Origin of the sequence: Pseudomonas sp. RU47 (assembly GCF_004011755.1) — a bacterium.
GTDB lineage: Bacteria > Pseudomonadota > Gammaproteobacteria > Pseudomonadales > Pseudomonadaceae > Aquipseudomonas.
Genome location: NZ_CP022411.1, coordinates 2,051,532 through 2,071,084 on the forward strand (window position 1 = coordinate 2,051,532; position 19,553 = coordinate 2,071,084).

Annotated in this window: 15 protein-coding genes; 7 read left to right on the plus strand and 8 right to left on the minus strand. The window is 59.5% G+C overall.

Annotation, left to right across the window (positions count from 1 at the left end):
• Nucleotides 1-108 precede the first annotated feature (108 nt).
• The 3 genes from CCX46_RS09475 to CCX46_RS09485 all read right to left on the minus strand — a co-directional run bounded on the left by CCX46_RS09475 (nucleotide 109) and on the right by CCX46_RS09485 (nucleotide 3,741).
• Nucleotides 109-837, minus strand: coding sequence for an aspartate/glutamate racemase family protein (locus CCX46_RS09475; protein ID WP_102900795.1), 729 nt, complete (start codon nucleotides 835-837; stop codon nucleotides 109-111).
• 55 nt (nucleotides 838-892) lie between these two features.
• Complete coding sequence (locus CCX46_RS09480) at nucleotides 893-2,431, minus strand: NCS1 family nucleobase:cation symporter-1 (protein ID WP_127926475.1); 1,539 nt, start codon at nucleotides 2,429-2,431, stop codon at nucleotides 893-895.
• Between the two features lie 575 nt (nucleotides 2,432-3,006).
• Entirely contained in the window at nucleotides 3,007-3,741 is a 735-nt protein-coding gene (locus CCX46_RS09485) for a phosphoadenylyl-sulfate reductase (protein WP_127926476.1), read from the minus strand.
• A 165-nt stretch (nucleotides 3,742-3,906) separates the two neighbouring features.
• Between CCX46_RS09485 and thrH the strand changes: the two genes are divergently transcribed.
• Nucleotides 3,907-4,524, plus strand: coding sequence for a bifunctional phosphoserine phosphatase/homoserine phosphotransferase ThrH (gene thrH / locus CCX46_RS09490; protein ID WP_095047760.1), 618 nt, complete (start codon nucleotides 3,907-3,909; stop codon nucleotides 4,522-4,524).
• A gap of 87 nt (nucleotides 4,525-4,611) precedes the next feature.
• On the opposite strand, the gene pabB is transcribed toward thrH, so the two are convergent.
• From pabB to rloA, 4 genes are all read right to left on the minus strand, one after another.
• Nucleotides 4,612-5,955 carry an aminodeoxychorismate synthase component I gene (gene pabB, locus CCX46_RS09495; protein ID WP_127926477.1) on the minus strand — a complete coding sequence of 448 codons (1,344 nt, stop codon included), beginning with the start codon at nucleotides 5,953-5,955 and terminating at the stop codon, nucleotides 4,612-4,614.
• Nucleotides 5,956-6,265: 310 nt separating this feature from the next.
• Nucleotides 6,266-7,252, minus strand: coding sequence for an alpha-L-glutamate ligase-like protein (locus CCX46_RS09500; RefSeq protein WP_016983747.1), 987 nt, complete (start codon nucleotides 7,250-7,252; stop codon nucleotides 6,266-6,268).
• Entirely contained in the window at nucleotides 7,252-8,787 is a 1,536-nt protein-coding gene (gene rloB / locus CCX46_RS09505) for an osmotic stress tolerance membrane protein RloB (protein WP_008080999.1), read from the minus strand. The genes CCX46_RS09500 and rloB overlap by 1 nt, the downstream gene beginning before the upstream one ends.
• Before the next feature lie 5 nt (nucleotides 8,788-8,792).
• Nucleotides 8,793-9,329: a retropepsin-like aspartic peptidase RloA gene (gene rloA, locus CCX46_RS09510; RefSeq protein ID WP_016983749.1), complete on the minus strand. Its 537-nt coding sequence runs from the start codon at nucleotides 9,327-9,329 to the stop codon at nucleotides 8,793-8,795.
• A 406-nt stretch (nucleotides 9,330-9,735) separates the two neighbouring features.
• Between rloA and CCX46_RS09520 the strand changes: the two genes are divergently transcribed.
• From CCX46_RS09520 to prpD, 6 genes are all read left to right on the plus strand, one after another.
• Nucleotides 9,736-10,458 (plus strand): GntR family transcriptional regulator, encoded by a 723-nt coding sequence (locus tag CCX46_RS09520; protein ID WP_172828118.1) that lies wholly within the window; start codon nucleotides 9,736-9,738, stop codon nucleotides 10,456-10,458.
• On the plus strand, nucleotides 10,455-11,345 hold the full coding sequence (gene prpB / locus CCX46_RS09525; RefSeq protein ID WP_007916432.1) for a methylisocitrate lyase: 891 nt from the start codon (nucleotides 10,455-10,457) through the stop codon (nucleotides 11,343-11,345). The genes CCX46_RS09520 and prpB overlap by 4 nt, the downstream gene beginning before the upstream one ends.
• Before the next feature lie 119 nt (nucleotides 11,346-11,464).
• Nucleotides 11,465-12,592, plus strand: coding sequence for a bifunctional 2-methylcitrate synthase/citrate synthase (gene prpC, locus CCX46_RS09530; protein ID WP_127926479.1), 1,128 nt, complete (start codon nucleotides 11,465-11,467; stop codon nucleotides 12,590-12,592).
• Nucleotides 12,593-12,792: 200 nt separating this feature from the next.
• Nucleotides 12,793-15,387 (plus strand): Fe/S-dependent 2-methylisocitrate dehydratase AcnD, encoded by a 2,595-nt coding sequence (gene acnD, locus CCX46_RS09540; RefSeq protein WP_127926481.1) that lies wholly within the window; start codon nucleotides 12,793-12,795, stop codon nucleotides 15,385-15,387.
• Nucleotides 15,388-15,441: 54 nt separating this feature from the next.
• The gene (gene prpF / locus CCX46_RS09545) at nucleotides 15,442-16,632 is read left to right on the plus strand and encodes a 2-methylaconitate cis-trans isomerase PrpF (RefSeq protein WP_127926482.1); all 1,191 of its coding nucleotides are present in this window, start codon (nucleotides 15,442-15,444) and stop codon (nucleotides 16,630-16,632) included.
• Nucleotides 16,633-17,059: 427 nt separating this feature from the next.
• The gene (prpD, locus tag CCX46_RS09550; RefSeq protein ID WP_127926483.1) at nucleotides 17,060-18,544 is read left to right on the plus strand and encodes a 2-methylcitrate dehydratase; all 1,485 of its coding nucleotides are present in this window, start codon (nucleotides 17,060-17,062) and stop codon (nucleotides 18,542-18,544) included.
• On the opposite strand, the gene CCX46_RS09555 is transcribed toward prpD, so the two are convergent.
• Nucleotides 18,537-19,442 (minus strand): DMT family transporter, encoded by a 906-nt coding sequence (locus CCX46_RS09555; RefSeq protein ID WP_177413896.1) that lies wholly within the window; start codon nucleotides 19,440-19,442, stop codon nucleotides 18,537-18,539. The two genes, prpD and CCX46_RS09555, sit on opposite strands and share 8 nt — an antisense overlap.
• Between the last annotated feature and the right edge of the window lie 111 nt (nucleotides 19,443-19,553).

Sequence of the window (19,553 nt, forward strand, 5' to 3'; positions counted from 1 at the left end):
ATCGAGTTGTTGCCTTCGCGAGCAGGCTCGCTCCCACATTTGGAATGCGTTTCCCCTGTGGGAGCGAGCCTGCTCGCGAATGGAGCGACTCGGTCTACGATGAAGAATTCAGCGGGCAAACCGCCCCGGCCAGCCAATAATGTTCTTCGGCCGTGGCGTCGCGTAAGTTCGCACTTTCGAGGTTGATAACTTCAGTCGAACCAGCGATTCCGCAATCGTCACCGCCGCCGTCACCCCATCCACCACCGGCACGCCAGTACGTCGACGAATCTGCTCATCCAGCCCGGCCATGCCGCCGCAACCCAGGCAGATCACCTCGGCTTTGTCCTGCGTCACCGCCAACTCCGCCTGATGCACGATCGCTTCCAGCGCGCGCTGCGGCTCGTGCTCCAGCTCTAGAACGGCCAGGCCACTGGCCCGCACCGATGCACAACGATCCCACAGACCGGACAATTTCAGCCGATCCTCGATCAGCGGCACGGTGCGATCCAGTGTGGTCACCACCGAATACGCGTGCCCCAGAAACATCGCCGTACTCGCCGCCGCATCGGTGATGTCCACTACGGGCACATTGAGCAATTCCTGCAAACCTTCACGGCCATGTTCGCCATAACCGGCCTGAATCACCGCATCGAACGGCTGATCGTAGGACATCACCCGATCCATCACCGCGATGGCCGCCAGATAGCTTTCGAAGTTGCCTTCAATCGAATCGGCGCCGAAGTACGGCGTCAAACCGACAATTTCCGTTCCGGGCGAAGCAACGGCCTGCGCCGAACGGGCGATGGCCTCAGTGATGGATTCGGTGGTGTTGACGTTGACCACGAGAATACGCATGGGGAAATCCTTATAGCGGGCAGTTCTGCGGCCCGAAGTCCGGGCCGCGAGGGAGTTAATGGCAGACGTTGTCGACAGCGATCGATTCGCCGCTGATGTCGGCGTAGTGCGGTTGGCGTTTGGCGATGATCAGGTAAAGCATTCCGGCGATCCCGGCGCCGATCAGCCAGGAGAACGGCGAGACGCTGTGGAAACCGGGAACCAAGGCCAGGACGATCGCGATCAGCGCCGCAGGAATAAATGCCGCCACCGCACGGAAATTGATTCCTCGGCTGTAGTAATAAGCGCCGTTCGGGTCTTCGCTGTAGAGCTGCGGTACGTTGATCCGACCTTTGCGGATCAGCCAGTAGTCGACCATGATCACGCCGTACAACGGGCCGAGCAGGGCGCCGAGACCGGACAGGAAGTACACGATCACCAGCGGGCTGTTGTAGAGATTCCACGGCAGGATCAGCACGGCGATGGTCGCGCTGATCAGCCCGGCGCGGCGGAACGTCAGGTACTTCGGCGCCAGGTTGCTCAGCACGAAGGCCGGGGCGACGAAGTTGGCCATGATGTTCACCGCCACGGTGACAATCAGGAATGCCAGGCAACCGAGCACCAGGAAGAAGGTGTTGGGAATCGAGGCGATGATCTCGGTCGGGCTTTCGATGATCCGGCCATTGATCTGAAATTGCGCACCGCAGAGCAGGACCGTGATCGCGGCGAACACCAGAATATTCACCGGCAAACCCCAGAAGTTTCCTACCTTGATGGTCTTGCGGCATGGCGAAGAGCGGGCGAAGTCGCAGAAATTGAGGATCAACGTGCCGTAGATCGCCAGCCACAAAGCGCCGCCGGCAAAGATGTTGCGCCACATCTCGCCACCGGTCAGTGGTTCGCGGATCGACCAGGCGATGGTCGCGTTGGCCTGGAAGTACATCCACGCGGCGAGGGCGGCCACGGTCAGCAGAATCACCGGTCCGGCAAACGCTTCGTAGCGGCGCACCATTTCCATGCCGTAGGCAAGGATCGCCAGTTGCACGAACCAGATCGCCACGAAACACACCCAACCCAAAGTCGACAGACCCAGAATCGCGTTGTGGTCGTATTCGGCGAAACCGGGATGCACCGCTGTGAGCAGTACGCGGAACACCACTGAGGCCAGGTACGTCTGAATCCCGAACCAGGCAATAGCGATAACCGCCCGGATCAGTGCAGGAATTTGCGCGCCATGGATGCCGAAACTGATCCGGCTGATCACCGGAAACGGCACGCCGGTTTTCTGCCCCATGTAACCGGACAGGTTCATGAAGAAGTACACCAGCGCCGCACCAATCCCCAGCGACAGCAGAATCTGCCAGCCTCCCAGGCCCAAAGCGTAGAGGCCGATGGCGAAGGAGTAGTTGGCGATGTTGTGCACGTCGTTCGTCCACAGGGCGAAGATGCTGTATTTGCCCCAGCGCCGACCCTCGGCCTTGGTCGGCGCGAGATCGCTGTTGTGCAGGCGCGGGCTCAGTTGTAACGGCTCGGTCAGACCGTCATCGGGTAACGGTTGGTCGAGGGCAGAGGCGGGCAGATTCAGCGCGATGTTATTGGAGAGACTTGTACGCATTCCGGCAGGCTCCTGATGTGCAGGGCCGCGATGACTGTGCATGAGCGTTCAGGCTCGACATATCTTCGTCGCGGCCAGCGAACATCACTGGTTACGGGGCATCTGCAGCCTGTACGGGATAGGGCGCTTCAGGCTTGCGGATCGAAAGTGTGTATGTTTTGCAGTTTTGTATACAAAACATGTATGCACTAAAGCCAGATTTGTGCCAGTTGGCGATCTATGCGCAGCCGTGTTCATTTCGAAAAATTATCGAGGAGCGCTAAGTGTCTGAAAGTAATTGGTTAAAAATTGACCGATTGAACAAGTATTTATTTTTGGCGGGGGATTTTGACAGCGGGCGAGGGCGGGGAGTTTTTAGGCGTGATGTAACTTTTCAGGGCGTGGAAACAAAAAAGTGCACACATAAATGGCACCGATGGTGACATTACTGTGTACACATTTATTGAGTCGCTAGTGACCTTTGTAGGAGTGAGCCTGCTCGCGATAGCGGTGTATCAGCCAAAAAATTCATCGACTGAGACACCGCTATCGCGAGCAGGCTCACTCCTACAGGGGGAAATCAGCGCGGCAGGGCGTTACGCCTTGCTAATGATATTGCCGGCATGCAGTCCGCACTCTTTCTGCGTCGCCTCTTCCCACCACCAGCGGCCTTCGCGCTCATGCTGGTTCGGCAGCACCGGGCGGGTGCACGGTTCGCAGCCTATGCTGATGAAGCCGCGTTCATGCAGGCTGTTGTACGGCAGCTCAAGCATGCGGATGTAGCCCCAGATCTCTTCGCTGGTCATCTGCGCCAACGGGTTGAACTTGTACAACGTACGCTCCGGCGTGGAGAACGCGGTGTCGATTTCCATCACCGCCACAGCGCTACGCGTGCCCGGGCTCTGATCGCGGCGCTGGCCGGTGGCCCAGGCTTTGACGCCGGAGAGTTTGCGCCGCAGCGGTTCGATCTTGCGGATGCCGCAGCATTCGCCATGGCCGTCCTTGTAGAAACTGAACAAGCCTTTTTCCTTCACGAACGGTTCGAGTTTCGTGTAGTCCGGCGACACCAGTTCGATGTCGATCTTGTAGTGCTCGCGCACCTGATCGATGAAGCGGTAGGTCTCTGGGTGCAGGCGGCCGGTGTCGAGGCTAAACACCTTGACGTTCTTGTTGAGCTTCCAGGCCATGTCCACCAGCACCACATCCTCGGCGCCGCTGAAAGAGATCCACAGGTCATCGCCGAACTCGGCAAACGCGAGTTTCAGAATGTCCTGGGCGGATTTATTGGCATAGGTCGTGGCGAGTTCCACGACGTCGAACATTGCACTCATCAGGGCGGCTTCCTACAGGTCGGTGGCGCTGGGCGCTCTATATGGCGCTGATGGTAACAAAAAGCTGCACGGCTCGGGGGCGTGCTGTGCGTTGCGCGTCTGCATGTGAGCCGCTAGAGTTCGGCCTCGCTCGACTCAAATAATCAATACAAACGGGAGTGTCTTGTGGAAATTGCTTGCCTGGATCTTGAAGGGGTGTTGGTGCCGGAAATCTGGATCGCCTTCGCCGAAAAAACCGGAATCGAATCCCTCAAGGCCACCACCCGGGACATTCCCGATTACGACGTGCTGATGAAGCAGCGTCTGCGCATCCTCGACGAGCACGGCTTGAAGCTGTCGGACATTCAGGAAGTGATCGCCACCCTGAAGCCGCTGGACGGCGCAGTGGAGTTCGTCAACTGGCTGCGTGAGCGCTTTCAGGTGGTGATTCTGTCGGATACGTTCTATGAATTTTCCCAGCCGCTGATGCGCCAACTGGGCTTCCCGACCTTGCTTTGCCATCGTCTGATCACTGACGAAACCGGGCGGGTGACCAGCTATCAGTTGCGTCAGAAAGATCCCAAGCGCCAGTCGGTGCTGGCGTTCAAGAGCCTGTATTACCGGGTGATTGCGGCGGGGGATTCGTATAACGACACGACGATGCTGGGCGAGGCGGATGCGGGGATTCTGTTTCATGCGCCGGAGAATGTGATTCGCGAGTTTCCGCAGTTTCCGGCGGTGCATACGTTTGCCGAGTTGAAGCAGGAATTCCTGAAGGCTTCGAACAGAGAGTTGAGTTTGTAGTCGTCTGAAAAGACGCCATCGCGAGCAGGCTCACTCCTACAGGGGATCGCATTCCAAATGTAGGAGTGAGCCTGCTCGCGATAGCTTTTAAAGGTTCTGCAGGGTTTCGAGGAGGATTCTGACTTTGGTGATCGACTCCTGATACTCCGCCTGCCAATCCGAATCGGCGACAATCCCGCCACCGCCCCAGCAGCACACTTGCCCATCCTTGACCAACAGACTGCGAATCGCGATGGAGCTGTCCATCTCGCCGCGTACGTCCAGATACAGCAACGAGCCGCAATACAAACCGCGTCGGGTCGGTTCCAGCTCATCAATGATCTGCATCGCGCGAATCTTCGGCGCGCCGGTGATAGAGCCGCCGGGGAAACTGCCGGCAATCAAATCCAGTGCGTCGCGATCATCCGCCAGTTCACCGGTGACGCTGCTGACCAGGTGATGCACGTTCGGATAGCTTTCCAGACTGAACAGCTCCGGCACGCGTACCGAGCCGATGCGGCAGGTGCGGCCGAGATCGTTGCGCAGCAGGTCGACGATCATCAGGTTTTCTGCGCGATCCTTGGGGCTGGCCAGCAGTTCGGCGGCGTTGGCCGCATCTTCGGCTGGGGTCAGGCCGCGAGGGCGGGTGCCTTTGATCGGGCGGGTTTCCACCTGGCGTTCGCTGACTTTGACGAAGCGCTCCGGCGACAGGCTCAACACCGCGCCGCCCTCGGGCAGGCTCTGGAAACCGGAGAACGGTGTCGGGCAGGCTTCGCGCAATGCGCAATAAGCCAGCCACGGATCGCCCTGGCACGAAGCGCGGAAGCGTTGGGCGAAGTTGACCTGATAGCAATCGCCGGCCTGGATGTAGTGCTGAATGCGTTCGAAGGCTTGGCGGTAATCGTCGGCCGAGAGGTCGGCGGTCATCGGGGCGTTCAATTTGAACGGGGTCAGCGCATCAGCATGTGGCTGAGTGAATAACGCAATCAGGCGTTGTTTCTCGCCGTCGATCACGGACGGGTGGAAGACCAATTGGCTGGTGGCCATCTGGTGATCGCTGATCAGTGCCCAGGCGTACAGGCCAAAACGCGCGTCCGGCAATTGCAGATCATCCAACGCCTGGCTCGGCAGGTTTTCCAGGTGCCGACCGAAATCGTAGCTCAGGTAACCGATCAAACCGCCAGCGAATGGAAGCTCGAAACTTGCTGGCAAATCAGCCTCACCGAGGCGATTCAGATTGTCACGCAGACGTTGCAGGAAATGATTGCCGCTTTCGTCGGGCAACACCGCCAGTTGTTCCAGCGGCCAGGCGCTGAGCAGGTCATAACGACCACGGTCGGCACTTGGCCGGCCGCTGTCGAGCAGTACGGCGCCGGGCGCGTTGCGGATGGCCGCGAAGTAGTCGGCGGGATTGGCGCGGTAGGGCAGCGGGTGTACGGAACAGGTCAACATGGGCGGGGCAGATCGGCCGTTGAGGCGGGGAGGGGATTGTAGTCCTCTCCGATGCCAGATCAAAGTCAAAAGCCTCCCCCTCACCCCAACCCTCTCCCCCAAGGGGGCGAGGGGGAAAGGGGGCAGATCGGGGGCTTTTCAAAACTTGGGTTCGGCTCGATATCTTGGGGGAGGGAGCCGATCTTCATGCTTTTCAAGGCCTGAGTTCGACTCAAGACGTTCAGGTCGGCGTACCTCGAACATCCACTTCGGTCAGTCCCCTCTCCCTCTGGGAGAGGGCTAGGGTGAGGGGCTTTTAGTTTTTCAGCTCTTAGCCTTCGACCGCAGGAATATGCCCAAACATTTCCTGAGTAAACGCAACCCGCTCTTCAACCGTCTCCGTCACCCCACGCGCCTTCAGCTCTTCCAGTCGCGCTTCCACCGCGTGCGTGCGCAACGTCAGCCCACAGTCATTGGCAATCTGGATATTCAGCCCCGGCCGCGCATTGAGCTCGAGAATCAGCGGGCCTTTCTCCTGATCGAGCACCATGTCCACACCGATATAGCCCAGCCCGCACAGCTCATAACAGCCTGCCGCGAGCTTCATGAAACCGTCCCAGTAGGGCAGTTGCACGCCGTCCACCGCGTTGGTGGTGTCGGGGTGTTTGGTGATGATGTTGTTCAGCCAGGTGCCGCGCAACGTCAAACCGGTGGCCAGATCCACGCCGACGCCGATGGCGCCCTGGTGCAGGTTGGCCTTGCCGCCGGACTGCCGGGTCGGCAAACGCAGCATCGCCATCACCGGATAGCCCATCAACACGATGATGCGGATGTCCGGCACGCCTTCGTAGCTGATGCTTTTGAAGATCTGGTCCGGGGTCACCCGGTATTCGATCAGCGCCCGATCGCGGTGGCCGCCCAGCGAATACAAACCGGTGAGGATGCTCGAGATGTGATGCTCAAGCTCTTCGTGGGCAAGGATCTTGCCCGACACCGTGCGATAGCGACCCTCGAAACGGTCGGCGATGACAATGATGCCGTCACCGCCAGCGCCCTGGGCCGGTTTGATCACGAAGTCGCTGCGCCCGCCGATGATCTCGCCGAGCTTGTCGATTTCCTTTTCGGTGGAGATCACGCCATACAACTCCGGCACGTGAATGCCGGCCTCGATGGCACGTTCCTTGGTGATGATCTTGTCATCGACGATCGGGTACAGGCTGCGCTTGTTGTACTTGAGCACGTAGTCGGCATTACGCCGATTGATGCCCATGATGCCCCGCGCCTCTAGCGCCTTCCAGGTCTTCCAGAAACCGAACATCAGGCGTCAGCCTTCTTCAGGAACGCCTTGAAGCGCACCAGTTCGGTCAGGCGGTAACCGCGATAACGCCCCATCGCCAGCATGAAACCAACCAGAATCAGCAGGATCGCCGGGAAGGTGAACACGAAGTAGACCAACTCAGGCACGGTCATGATCAAGTGCGCCAGAGACGCCGCGAACAGTGTACCAATCGCGACTTTCATCGCATGGCTGGCACCACGTTCTTCCCAGGTGATCGACAGGCGTTCGATGGTCATGGTCAGAATCACCATCGGGAACAGCGCCACCGACAGACCACGTTCCAGCCCGAGCTTATGGCTGAACAGGCTGATCGCCGCGATCAACACCACGACAAAGGTCAACACCACCGAGAGTCGCGGCAGCATTTGCAGCTTCAGGTGTTCCAGATACGAACGTAACGACAGGCCCAGCGCGGTGATCACGGTAAACAGCAGAATGCCGAAACCCAGCTGCGTTTCGCGGAAGGCGAGGGCGATCAGCACCGGGGTGAACGTGCCGAGGGTCTGCAGGCCGATCAGGTTGCGCAGGATCAGGATCACCAGCACGCCGATCGGGATCATCACCATGATCATGAAGGTCTGCTGGGTCTGCAGCGGCAAGCCGTACAGCGAGTATTCGAGGAAGTTGGCGTCGGTGTTTTCGTCGGTCAGCTTGGCCAGACGAATCGCGTTCATCTCGCTGTTGTTCAGGCTGAAGGTCACGTTGGCTTTCTTGCCACCGTCGACGGTGATCAGGTTTTCATCGCCAGTCCACCACAGCAGACGGTCGGTCGGCAGGCCTTGTTCGCCGGTTTCCGGGTTGAAGTACAGCCAGTCGTTGCCGTTGAAGCTGCGCAGCCACAGTTCAGGCATTTGCGGCTGGTCGGCGACGAGGCGGATGGTGTGGACTTTTTCCACCGGCACGTGAGCGATGGACAGCAGCAGCTCGACTATTTTGGCTTTGTGCGCGGTCGACGGATCGCCGGCCAGCAGCAGCTTGACGTTGTCATCGTTGAGGTTGTTGACGCGTTTGATCGCTTCGCCGATGAAGGTTTCGACGTCGGCCGAGTGCTGACGGATCGGCGCGAGCAGGGCTTCGGCGGCGATTTTCTCCGGGCCTTCGATGGCGATGCTGTCGCGGAAGGTCGGGCCTTTGATCTTGGTTTTTTCCGCGGTGTAGCGCTTGGTCAGCACCAGACGGTAATAAAGGGTCTGGTTGCCCTTGGCCCGGCGTGCCGACCAAGTGACCTTGCGGTTGCCATCGACGCGGTTCACCGCAACGCCGTAGTTATTGGAGATAAAGCTCTCGTTGAGGCTGACGTAATCGCGACTCAACGGTGGCACGAACATCTGGATCTTCACCGGATCCTTGGTGCTGGCGACGAACTCGACCTTGGCGTCGATGTTCCACAAGTCGTCGGTGGCGTCTTCGGTTACCGGGATGCCGAGCACGAAAATCTGATAGGCCGTAACCGAAACGCCCAGCAGCACCAGAATGGTGATCAGGATTTTCAGGTGGAAGGTTAGAGAACGCATGGAAATTACTCGGCGGTATGAGCGGCGATGGTGCAGGCGGGTTTGCCGGCAGCGTATTTAAGACTTGGATCGACCAGCGCGTCGAAGCGTTTAAGCGCCTCGGAGCCAATCAAAAGCGGATATTGGAACGCACTTCGGTCGGTCAGGTTCACTTCGATGCTGCGCATCGCTGATCCCATGCAGATATCCAGCTCGATCACCGGACGGGCGGTGTACTTCTTGCCTTCTTCCGGGTCGTAGTCGCCAGCACGGCGCTTGATCTTGCTGACCCGGGCCAGCGGCCGTTCGATCGGGTGTGAATGCGCAGCGTCTATCGCCAGGTAGAAACGTACCCAGGACTCACCGTTGCGTTTAAAGCGTTTGATGTCGCGGGCACTCAGCGAGGCGGTTTTCGCGCCCGTGTCGAGTTTGGCCGCGACTTCGAGGTTGATGCCGTCAAGCGAAGCGTATTCGTTGAGGCCGTACACGGTTTTCTCCCCCGCGGCGGCGAGGCCGGGCAGGCAAAACAGGGCAAAAAATGTGGGGAAGGGCTTGAGTCTCATAAATCCTGGTGCGCAGCGTTCCGTTTTCGGTTCAGGTCCTTGGCAATACTTGCGCAAGACCCTTCGTGTGCCTGGCAGCTTTTTATGACAAGCCGTACAAATGGCCAGCAAATGCGGGCGGCATTCTAGCACGGTGGTTTTATGGCGCCAGCGCCCGAGCCGGTCTATACCCCTTTGGGAACCCTGTGGGAGCGAGCCTGCTCGCGAAGGCGGTGCGTCATCCCATGCAGATGCTGACTGACAGTACGCTTTCGCGAGCAGGCTCGCTCCCACAGGGATTAATCGACCAATGGGAGATTGCCTACGGTTATTAGACGATTGTCGACAATACCTATTTATCCTTTGACTGATGCGGGCTAATTGGCTAGTTTTTGCCGCATCGGATTTAAAGGTGTCGACAATCATGCTGGATCAACTCGATCCCCCGGTCATCAGCGGCGACGATTCCGAGACACTTTCGGAAAACGTCTTCCGGCGCATTCAAGCGGCTATCGTCAAAGGCGAGATCGCCCCGGGCAGCAAGATCTCCGAGCCGGAGCTGGCGCGCACCTACGGCATCAGCCGGGGGCCATTGCGGGAGGCGATCCACCGTCTGGAAGGCCAGCGCCTGTTGGTGCGGGTACCGCACGTCGGCGCGCGGGTGGTGTCGCTCAGCCACGCCGAATTGCTCGAACTCTACGAAATCCGCGAATCCCTCGAAGGCATGGCCTGCCGTTTGGCAGCCGAACGCATGAGCGTCGAAGAAATCGACGAACTGCGCCGGGTGCTGGAAACACATGAGCGCGATGCGGCGTTTCAGGCCGGTGTCGGCTATTACCAGCAGGAAGGTGATTTCGACTTCCACTACCGGATCATCCAGGGCAGCGGCAACCGCACGCTGACGCAGATGCTCTGCGGCGAGTTGTATCAACTGGTGCGCATGTACCGCATCCAGTTTTCCACCACGCCGAACCGCCCGCGCCAAGCCTTCGCCGAACACCACCGGATTCTCGATGCCATCGCCGACCGTGACGGCGAGCTCGCGGAATTGTTGATGCGCCGTCACATCGGCGCCTCGAAACGCAACATCGCCCGTCATTACCAGGACGGCGCCCACAATAAGACAGCCACTGAACGAGGTGAGTCATGAGTTCCAAGCACAGCACTCCAGGCCAGCGTTTCCGCGATGCGGTCGCCAGCGAGCATCCATTGCAGGTGGTCGGCGCAATCAACGCCAACCACGCGCTGCTGGCCAAACGCGCCGGTTTCAAGGCGATCTACCTGTCCGGTGGCGGGGTGGCTGCAGGCTCGCTCGGCGTGCCGGATCTGGGCATCACCGGTCTGGATGACGTGCTGACCGACGTGCGCCGCATCACCGACGTTTGCGATCTGCCGCTGCTGGTCGACGTCGACACCGGTTTCGGTTCCTCGGCATTCAACGTCGCGCGCACGGTCAAATCGATGATCAAGTTCGGCGCGGCGGCGATTCACATCGAGGATCAGGTCGGCGCCAAGCGCTGTGGCCACCGTCCTAATAAAGAGATCGTCAGCCAGCAGGAAATGGTCGACCGCATCAAAGCCGCCGTCGATGCCCGCACCGATGACAGCTTCGTGATCATGGCGCGCACCGATGCGCTGGCGGTGGAAGGTCTGGAATCGGCACTCGATCGCGCAGCGGCGTGCATCGAGGCTGGCGCTGACATGATCTTCCCGGAAGCGATCACTGAGCTGGAGATGTACAAGCTGTTCGCCAACCGTGTGAAAGCGCCGATTCTGGCCAACATCACCGAGTTCGGTTCGACACCGCTGTACACCACCGAGCAACTGGCCGGCGCCGACGTGTCGCTGGTGCTCTATCCACTGTCGGCGTTCCGCGCGATGAACAAGGCTGCCGAAAACGTTTACACCGCGATCCGTCGCGACGGCACGCAGCAGAATGTCATCGACACCATGCAGACTCGCATGGAGCTTTACGATCGCATCGATTACCACACCTTCGAGCAGAAACTCGATGCGTTGTTTGCCGCCAAGAAATAAAGATCAAAAGATCGCAGCCTGCGGCAGCTTCTACACAGCTCCCTGTAGGAGCTGTCGAGTGCAACGAGGCTGCGATCTTTTCGCCACACTCCCTAACAAATTCAAGATTGGAGAACACAATGGCCGAAGCAAAAGTACTCAGTGGCGCCGGGCTCCGTGGCCAGGTCGCCGGGCAAACCGCACTGTCCACCGTGGGCCAGGCCGGTGCCGGGCTGACCTATCGCGGTTACGACGTGCGCGAACTCGCTGCCGATGCGCAATTTGAAGAAGTCGCTTACCTGCTGCTCTACGGCGAGCTGCCGACGAAGGCGCAACTCGACGAATACCAAGGCAAACTGAGCAAGCTGCGCGACCTGCCGCAAGCGCTGAAAGAAGTGCTCGAACGCATCCCCGCCGACGCCCACCCGATGGACGTGATGCGCACCGGTTGCTCGTTCCTCGGCAACCTCGAGCCGGAGAAAGACTTCTCCGAACAGCGCGACAAAACTGACCGCTTGCTGGCCGCATTCCCGGCGATCATGTGCTACTGGTATCGCTTCAGCCACGACGGCAAACGCATCAACTGCGTCAGCGACGAGCCGACCATCGGCGGCCACTTCCTGCACTTGCTGCACGACAAGAAGCCGAGCGAACTGCACGTGAAAGTGATGAACGTCTCGCTGATCCTTTATGCCGAGCACGAATTCAACGCCTCGACCTTCACCGCCCGTGTTTGTGCATCGACGCTGTCCGATCTGTATTCCTGCGTCACTGCCGCTATTGGTTCGCTGCGCGGTCCGTTGCACGGCGGCGCCAATGAAGCAGCGATGGAAATGATCGAGCGCTTCTCGTCGCCGGAAGAGGCGATCAAAGGCACCCTCGGCATGCTTGAGCGCAAGGACAAGATCATGGGCTTCGGCCACGCGATCTATAAGGACAGCGATCCGCGCAACGAGGTGATCAAGGGCTGGTCGAAAAAACTCGCGGATGAAGTCGGCGACAAAGTGCTGTTCCCGGTTTCCGAAGCCATCGACAAGACCATGTGGGAGCAGAAAAAACTGTTCCCCAACGCCGATTTCTACCATGCCTCGGCGTACCACTTCATGGGCATCCCGACCAAGCTGTTCACGCCGATCTTCGTCTGCTCGCGCCTGACTGGCTGGGCTGCGCATGTGTTCGAACAACGCGCCAACAACCGCATCATCCGTCCAAGCGCCGAGTACGTCGGCGTCGAACAGCGCAAGTTCGTGCCAATCGAACGTCGCTGAAATGGTGAGCTGACGCGATCCCGGAAAACACCGCTAGACCCTGTGGGAGCGAGCCTGCTCGCGAAGACGGACTGACATTCACCATCGATGTCGACTGATCTACCGCTTTCGCGAGCAGGCTCGCTCCCACAGTGGATGGTGTGTAACTCAGGTTTGTGTCAGCCACCCTTTGAAACTACCGTGACCCGAGTCCTGACCCGATGAACACAGAATTTCGCAAAACCCTGCCCGGCAGCCCTCTGGATTATTTCGACGCCCGTGCGGCGGTCGAAGCGATTCAGCCCGGCAGTTACGACACCCTGCCGTACACCTCCCGCGTGCTGGCGGAAAACCTCGTGCGTCGCTGCGACCCGGCCACGCTTACCGATTCCCTCAAGCAACTGATCGAACGCAAACGCGACCTCGACTTCCCGTGGTTTCCGGCGCGTGTGGTTTGCCACGACATTCTCGGTCAGACCGCGCTGGTCGACCTCGCTGGCCTGCGCGACGCGATCGCCTTGCAGGGCGGTGACCCGGCGCAGGTCAACCCGGTAGTGCCGACGCAATTGATCGTCGACCACTCGCTGGCAGTGGAGGCAGGCGGTTTCGACAAGCAGGCGTTCGAGAAAAACCGCGCCATCGAAGACCGTCGCAACGAAGACCGTTTCCACTTCATCAACTGGACCAAAAAGGCCTTCAAGAACGTTGACGTGATCCCACCGGGCAACGGCATCATGCACCAGATCAACCTGGAGAAAATGTCTCCGGTGATCCAGGTGCGTGAGGGCGTGGCGTTCCCCGACACTTGCGTCGGCACCGACAGCCACACCCCGCACGTCGATGCTTTGGGCGTGATTGCCATCGGCGTTGGCGGTCTCGAAGCCGAGAGCGTGATGCTCGGTCGCGCCTCGTGGATGCGCCTGCCGGAAAGCGTCGGCGTCGAATTGACCGGCAAGCTGCAACCGGGCATCACCGCCACCGACATGGTGCTGGCGCTGACCGAATACCTGCGCAAACAGAAAGTCGTCGGCGCATGGCTGGAATTCTTCGGCGAAGGCGCAGCGGCGCTGACCCTTGGCGACCGCGCGACCATCTCCAACATGGCCCCGGAATACGGCGCCACGGCGGCGATGTTCTACATCGATCAGCAAACCATCGATTACCTGAAACTCACCGGTCGCGAAGACCAGCAAGTGCAGTTGGTCGAGCAGTACGCCAAGCTCACCGGCCTGTGGGCAGACAGCCTGAAAGGCGCGCAATACGAGCGCGGGCTGAGCTTCGATCTGTCCTCGGTGGTGCGCAACATGGCCGGCCCGAGCAACCCGCACGCCCGCGTCGCGGTGTCGGATCTGGCCGCCAAAGGCATCTCCGGTCAGTGGGATGATGTGCCGGGGCAAATGCCCGACGGTGCGGTGATCATCGCCGCCATCACCAGTTGCACCAACACCAGCAACCCGCGCAACGTCATAGCCGCCGGCCTGCTCGCGCGCAACGCCAACAAGCTCGGCCTGACCCGCAAGCCATGGGTGAAATCCTCGCTGGCGCCGGGCTCGAAAACCGTGGCGCTGTATCTCGACGAAGCAGGGCTGACCACGGAGCTGGAGCAGCTCGGATTCGGTGTCGTCGCTTTCGCTTGCACTACCTGCAACGGCATGTCCGGTGCGCTCGATCCGGTGATCCAGCAGGAGATCATCGACCGCGATCTGTATGCGACCGCCGTGCTCTCGGGCAACCGCAACTTCGACGGCCGCATCCACCCGTACGCCAAGCAAGCGTTCCTCGCTTCGCCGCCGCTGGTGGTCGCCTATGCGATTGCCGGGACCATCCGCTTCGATATCGAAAAAGACGTGCTCGGTGTCGTGGACGGCAAAGAAATCCGCCTGAAAGACATCTGGCCGAGCGACGAAGAAATCGACGCCGTGGTGAAATCTTCGGTCAAGCCTGAGCAGTTCCGTCAGGTCTACATTCCGATGTTCGCCGTCCACGAAGACACCGGCCCGAAAGTCACGCCGCTGTACGACTGGCGCGAAATGAGCACTTACATCCGCCGTCCGCCGTACTGGGAAGGCGCGCTGGCCGGCGCACGTCCGCTTAAGGGCATGCGCCCGCTGGCGGTGCTGCCGGACAACATCACCACCGACCACCTGTCGCCGTCCAACGCGATCATGCTCGACAGCGCTGCCGGCGAATACTTGGCGAAAATGGGCCTGCCGGAAGAGGACTTCAACTCTTACGCCACGCACCGTGGCGACCACTTGACCGCGCAGCGCGCAACGTTTGCCAACCCGAAACTGTTCAATGAAATGGTCGTGGAAAACGGCAAGGTCAAACAGGGTTCGCTGGCGCGTGTCGAGCCGGAAGGCAAAGTGATGCGCATGTGGGAAGCCATCGAAACCTACATGGAACGCAAGCAGCCGCTGATCATCATTGCCGGCGCCGATTACGGTCAGGGTTCGTCCCGCGACTGGGCGGCGAAAGGCGTGCGTCTGGCCGGTGTCGAGGCGATTGCCGCTGAAGGTTTCGAGCGCATTCACCGCACCAACCTGGTGGGCATGGGCGTGTTGCCGCTGGAGTTCAAGCCGGGCACGGACCGTCATACGTTGGCCATCGATGGCAGCGAAACCTATGACGTGATCGGCGAGCGCAAACCGCGCGCGGACCTGACGCTGGTGATCCATCGCAAGAACGGCGAGCGCGTTGACGTGCCGGTGACCTGCCGTCTGGATACCGCTGAAGAAGTATCGATCTACGAGGCCGGCGGCGTGTTGCAGCGCTTCGCTCAGGACTTCCTTGAAGAGTCGGCGGTTGCCGTTTAAATCAACTGATGCGGGCATGGGATTTTAAGTCCCATGCTTTCGGTAAGGAGCAATATGGCTCACGCACCACAAATAAAAATCCCCGCCACCTACATGCGCGGCGGCACCAGCAAAGGCGTGTTCTTCAGCCTCAAGGATCTGCCCGAAGCGGCGCAGATTCCCGGCCCGGTTCGCGACGCTTTATTGCTGCGCGTGATCGGCAGTCCCGACCCGTACGACAAGCAGATCGACGGCATGGGCGGCGCGACTTCAAGCACCAGCAAAACCGTGATTCTGTCGAAAAGCATAAAGGCTGATCACGACGTCGATTACCTGTTCGGTCAGGTCTCCATCGACAAGCCCTTTGTGGACTGGAGCGGCAACTGCGGCAACCTCTCGGCTGCGGTCGGTTCGTTCGCCATCAGCAACGGTCTGGTCGACGCCAGCCGCATTCCGCACAACGGTGTAGCAGTGGTGCGCGTGTGGCAGGCCAACATCGGCAAGACGATCATCGCCCACGTGCCGATCACCAACGGCGAAGTGCAGGAAACCGGTGATTTCGAGCTCGACGGCGTGACCTTTCCGGCCGCAGAAGTGCAAGTCGAATTCATGGATCCGGCGGCGGAAGAAGAGGGCGGCGGTGGTTCGATGTTTCCTACCGGCAACCTGATCGATGAGCTGGAAGTGCCGGGCGTTGGCACGTTCAAGGCGACCATGATCAACGCCGGCATCCCGACGATTTTCGTCAACGCCGCAGACATTGGTTATACCGGCACTGAGCTGCAAAGTGCGATCAACAGCGATCCGCAAGCGCTGCAGATGTTCGAGAAGATTCGGGCTTATGGCGCGCTGCGCATGGGCCTGATCTCCAATCTGGACGAAGCGGCCAAGCGGCAGCACACGCCGAAAGTCGCGTTTGTCGCCAAGCCTGCAGATTACGTGGCGTCGAGTGGCAAAGCGGTTGGCGCTGGTGATGTGGATTTGCTGGTACGTGCGTTGTCGATGGGCAAGTTGCACCACGCGATGATGGGCACGGCGGCGGTGGCGATTGGTACGGCGGCAGCGATTTCCGGCACGTTGGTGAACCTTGCAGCGGGTGGCGTTGAACGGAATGCCGTGCGCTTCGGACATCCGTCCGGAACGTTGCGTGTTGGCGCTGAAGCCAGTCTGGAAAACGGCGAGTGGGTGGTGAAGAAAGCCATCATGAGCCGTAGCGCACGCGTTCTCATGGAAGGCTACGTGCGCATCCCGGGTGATTCTTTCTGATTTGAGATTTTTCACCCTCACCCCAGCCCTCTCCCAGAGGGAGAGGGGGCCGACCGAGGTGTCTGGAGTAGTACATCGACCTGAAAGATCGAGTCGATTATGGGTTCAAGGGGCCGACCGAGGTGTCTGGGGTTGTACATCGACCTGAAAGAACGAGTCGATTATGGATTGAGGGGCCGACCGAGGTGTTTGAAATTGTGCATTGACCAGATCGATTATGGATTCAATGGCGATCGTTCACGTCGGTGAACCTCCACAGCATCCCCCAATCAGTTCCCTCTCCCTCGGGAGAGGGCTAGGGTGAGGGGCCTCCGACTGAAGAAACACAAAAAGAGCAGGCACCCCAGACCTGCAATCACCCAGACCAAACCCGCCAAGCCCTGAGGAAGACCGCACCCACTCATCATTCCCGCACAGGAGAACCGCAATGAGCGCCAACGTCGACCTGAACAACCGCCCCGACTACGACCATGTCCTGCAGGACATCGCCGACTACGTCCTCACCTTCAAAGTCACCTCCACCGAAGCTCTCGACACCGCCCGCAACTGCCTGATGGACACGCTGGGCTGCGGCCTGCTGGCACTGCGCTTTCCCGAATGCACCAAGCATCTTGGCCCAATCGTCGAAGGCACCGTCGTGCCGTTTGGTGCGCGAGTCCCGGGTACGTCTTATCGCCTCGACCCAGTGAAAGCCGCGTGGGACATCGGCTGCATCGTCCGTTGGCTCGACTACAACGACACCTGGCTCGCCGCCGAGTGGGGCCATCCATCGGACAACCTGGGCGGCATTCTTGCGGTGGCCGATCACCTCTCGCAGAAGCGTCTGGCCAATGCTGAAGCGCCGCTGACGATTCGCGATGTGCTGGAAGCGATGATCATGGCCCACGAGATTCAAGGCGTGATTGCTCTGGATAACTCCTTCAATCGTGTAGGACTCGATCACGTCATTCTGGTGAAAGTCGCCTCGACCGCCGTTACCGCCAAACTGATGGGCGCCAATCGCGAGCAATTGTTGTCGGCGCTTTCCCATGCGTTCGCCGATGGTCAGGCGCTGCGCACCTATCGTCATGCGCCGAATGCCGGCTCTAGAAAGTCCTGGGCGGCGGGGGATGCGACGAGTCGTGGCGTGCGTCTGGCCGACATCGCCATGCGCGGCGAAATGGGTATTCCCGGCGTGCTGACTGCGAAACAGTGGGGCTTTTATGACGTACTGTTCAGCCACACCAATAGCGATCTGGCGCTGAAACCGGAAGATAAACGCGCTTTCAGTTTTTCGCGGCCGTTCGGCAGTTACGTGATGGAAAACGTCCTGTTCAAAATCAGCTTTCCCGCCGAGTTCCACGCGCAAACCGCCTGCGAAGCGGCGGTGACCTTGCACCCGCAGGTGCGCAATCGTCTGCACGAGATCGACCGTATCGTCATCACCACCCACGAATCGGCGATCCGCATCATTTCCAAGGTCGGGCCGCTGGCCAACGCCGCCGACCGTGACCACTGCATCCAGTACATGACCGCCGTGCCGCTGGCGTTCGGCAATCTGGTCGCCGAGCAGTACGAAGACGATTTCCACCGGGCGCATCCAGTCATTGATGTGCTGCGCGAAAAAATGGTCATCGTCGAAGAGCCACGTTTCACCCGCGAGTATCTCGAGGCCGACAAACGTTCGATCGCCAACGCCGTACAAGTGTTTTTCAAGGACGGCAGCAGCACCGAAAACGTCGTGGTGGAATACCCGATCGGCCATCGTCGCCGTCGTGCCGAGGGTATTCCGTTACTCGAAGACAAATTCAAAGCCAATCTGGCCACGCGCTTCACCGGCCAACGCAGCGGCGAGATCTTTGCGTTGTGCAAGGATCAGGCGCGGCTCGAAGCCACCCCGGTCAACCGCTTTGTGGATATGTTGGTTATCTGAACCACTTTTCCACAGGCAATTTGCTAATCGCAAAACCGCTCAACAAAATCGCCGAATAGATCATCAGTTCCCGGGACAGGGTTTGCCCTTCGTACCAGGCGCCGATGATCACGGCGAACACCGGGAAAATGATAAACACGAACGACAGGATGATCGGGCTCAAGCGTTTAAGCAGCAAAAAGTAAACGATGAATCCACCCACCGATGCCACCAACCCGAGATACAGCAGGGCGCCCCACGAGCGGGCGCTGACGTCACTGAACGCCGGCGTCTCAATGCTCAGACCGACAATAAATAACATCAGGCCGGCAATGCCGATCGGCAGCGTGTTGTAGGTGATCACGCTGATCGCGCTGCCGTGTTTTTTCGTCACCACGTAGCACAGCGCATGCATCACCGCTGCACACAGAATTGCCAGTACGCCAAGCCATTCCGCCTGATCCAGATGCAGACCCTGACTGCGAATAATCATGAACAGACTGCCAAAGCCAATCGCGATGCCGAGCATTTGCGACGGGTAGATTTTCTCGCGCAGAAACAGCGCCGAGAACAGCAGGATAAAAACTGGCATGCAACTGAACAGCAGGGCGGTCAGGCCCGATGACACGTGCATCTCGCCGTAGTTGAGCAGGTAGTAGGGCAGGCTGAAATACGACAGCGTGACGAACACAAAGAACCAGCTACTTTGCTTTGGAAAAAACAGCGGTTCCTTGCGCAACAGCGCGAAGCTCAGGAACAGCGGAAAAGCGATCAGAAAACGCAGCCCGGCGGCGGTCAGCGGTGGCACGCTTTCCACCGCAATCTTGATACCCAGCCACGTCGTGCCCCAACTCAGGCAGACGATCAGAAACAAGGTGCTGGTGATCAATCCGGCGAGCCAGGGTTTGCTGATGTTCATCGGTGTGCTGACGGCGGTCGACATGCGGCGTGCTCCGAACGGTGGAATTGACCTGATCGCGGAAACGGTCTATTCCTGATTGAACCTGTTTCAAGCACGCTATTCGGGGTG

Excerpts from the sequence above, each read along its gene's own strand:
- CCX46_RS09475 (WP_102900795.1), bottom strand. The coding sequence starts at position 837 with ATGCGTATTCTCGTGGTCAACGTCAACACCACCGAATCCATCACTGAG.
- CCX46_RS09480 (WP_127926475.1), bottom strand. The coding sequence starts at position 2,431 with ATGCGTACAAGTCTCTCCAATAACATCGCGCTGAATCTGCCCGCCTCT.
- CCX46_RS09485 (WP_127926476.1), bottom strand. The coding sequence starts at position 3,741 with ATGAGTGCAATGTTCGACGTCGTGGAACTCGCCACGACCTATGCCAAT.
- pabB (WP_127926477.1), bottom strand. The coding sequence starts at position 5,955 with ATGTTGACCTGTTCCGTACACCCGCTGCCCTACCGCGCCAATCCCGCC.
- CCX46_RS09500 (WP_016983747.1), bottom strand. The coding sequence starts at position 7,252 with ATGTTCGGTTTCTGGAAGACCTGGAAGGCGCTAGAGGCGCGGGGCATC.
- rloB (WP_008080999.1), bottom strand. The coding sequence starts at position 8,787 with ATGCGTTCTCTAACCTTCCACCTGAAAATCCTGATCACCATTCTGGTG.
- rloA (WP_016983749.1), bottom strand. The coding sequence starts at position 9,329 with ATGAGACTCAAGCCCTTCCCCACATTTTTTGCCCTGTTTTGCCTGCCC.
- prpB (WP_007916432.1), top strand. The coding sequence starts at position 10,455 with ATGAGTTCCAAGCACAGCACTCCAGGCCAGCGTTTCCGCGATGCGGTC.
- prpC (WP_127926479.1), top strand. The coding sequence starts at position 11,465 with ATGGCCGAAGCAAAAGTACTCAGTGGCGCCGGGCTCCGTGGCCAGGTC.
- acnD (WP_127926481.1), top strand. The coding sequence starts at position 12,793 with ATGAACACAGAATTTCGCAAAACCCTGCCCGGCAGCCCTCTGGATTAT.
- prpF (WP_127926482.1), top strand. The coding sequence starts at position 15,442 with ATGGCTCACGCACCACAAATAAAAATCCCCGCCACCTACATGCGCGGC.
- prpD (WP_127926483.1), top strand. The coding sequence starts at position 17,060 with ATGAGCGCCAACGTCGACCTGAACAACCGCCCCGACTACGACCATGTC.
- CCX46_RS09555 (WP_177413896.1), bottom strand. The coding sequence starts at position 19,442 with ATGAACATCAGCAAACCCTGGCTCGCCGGATTGATCACCAGCACCTTG.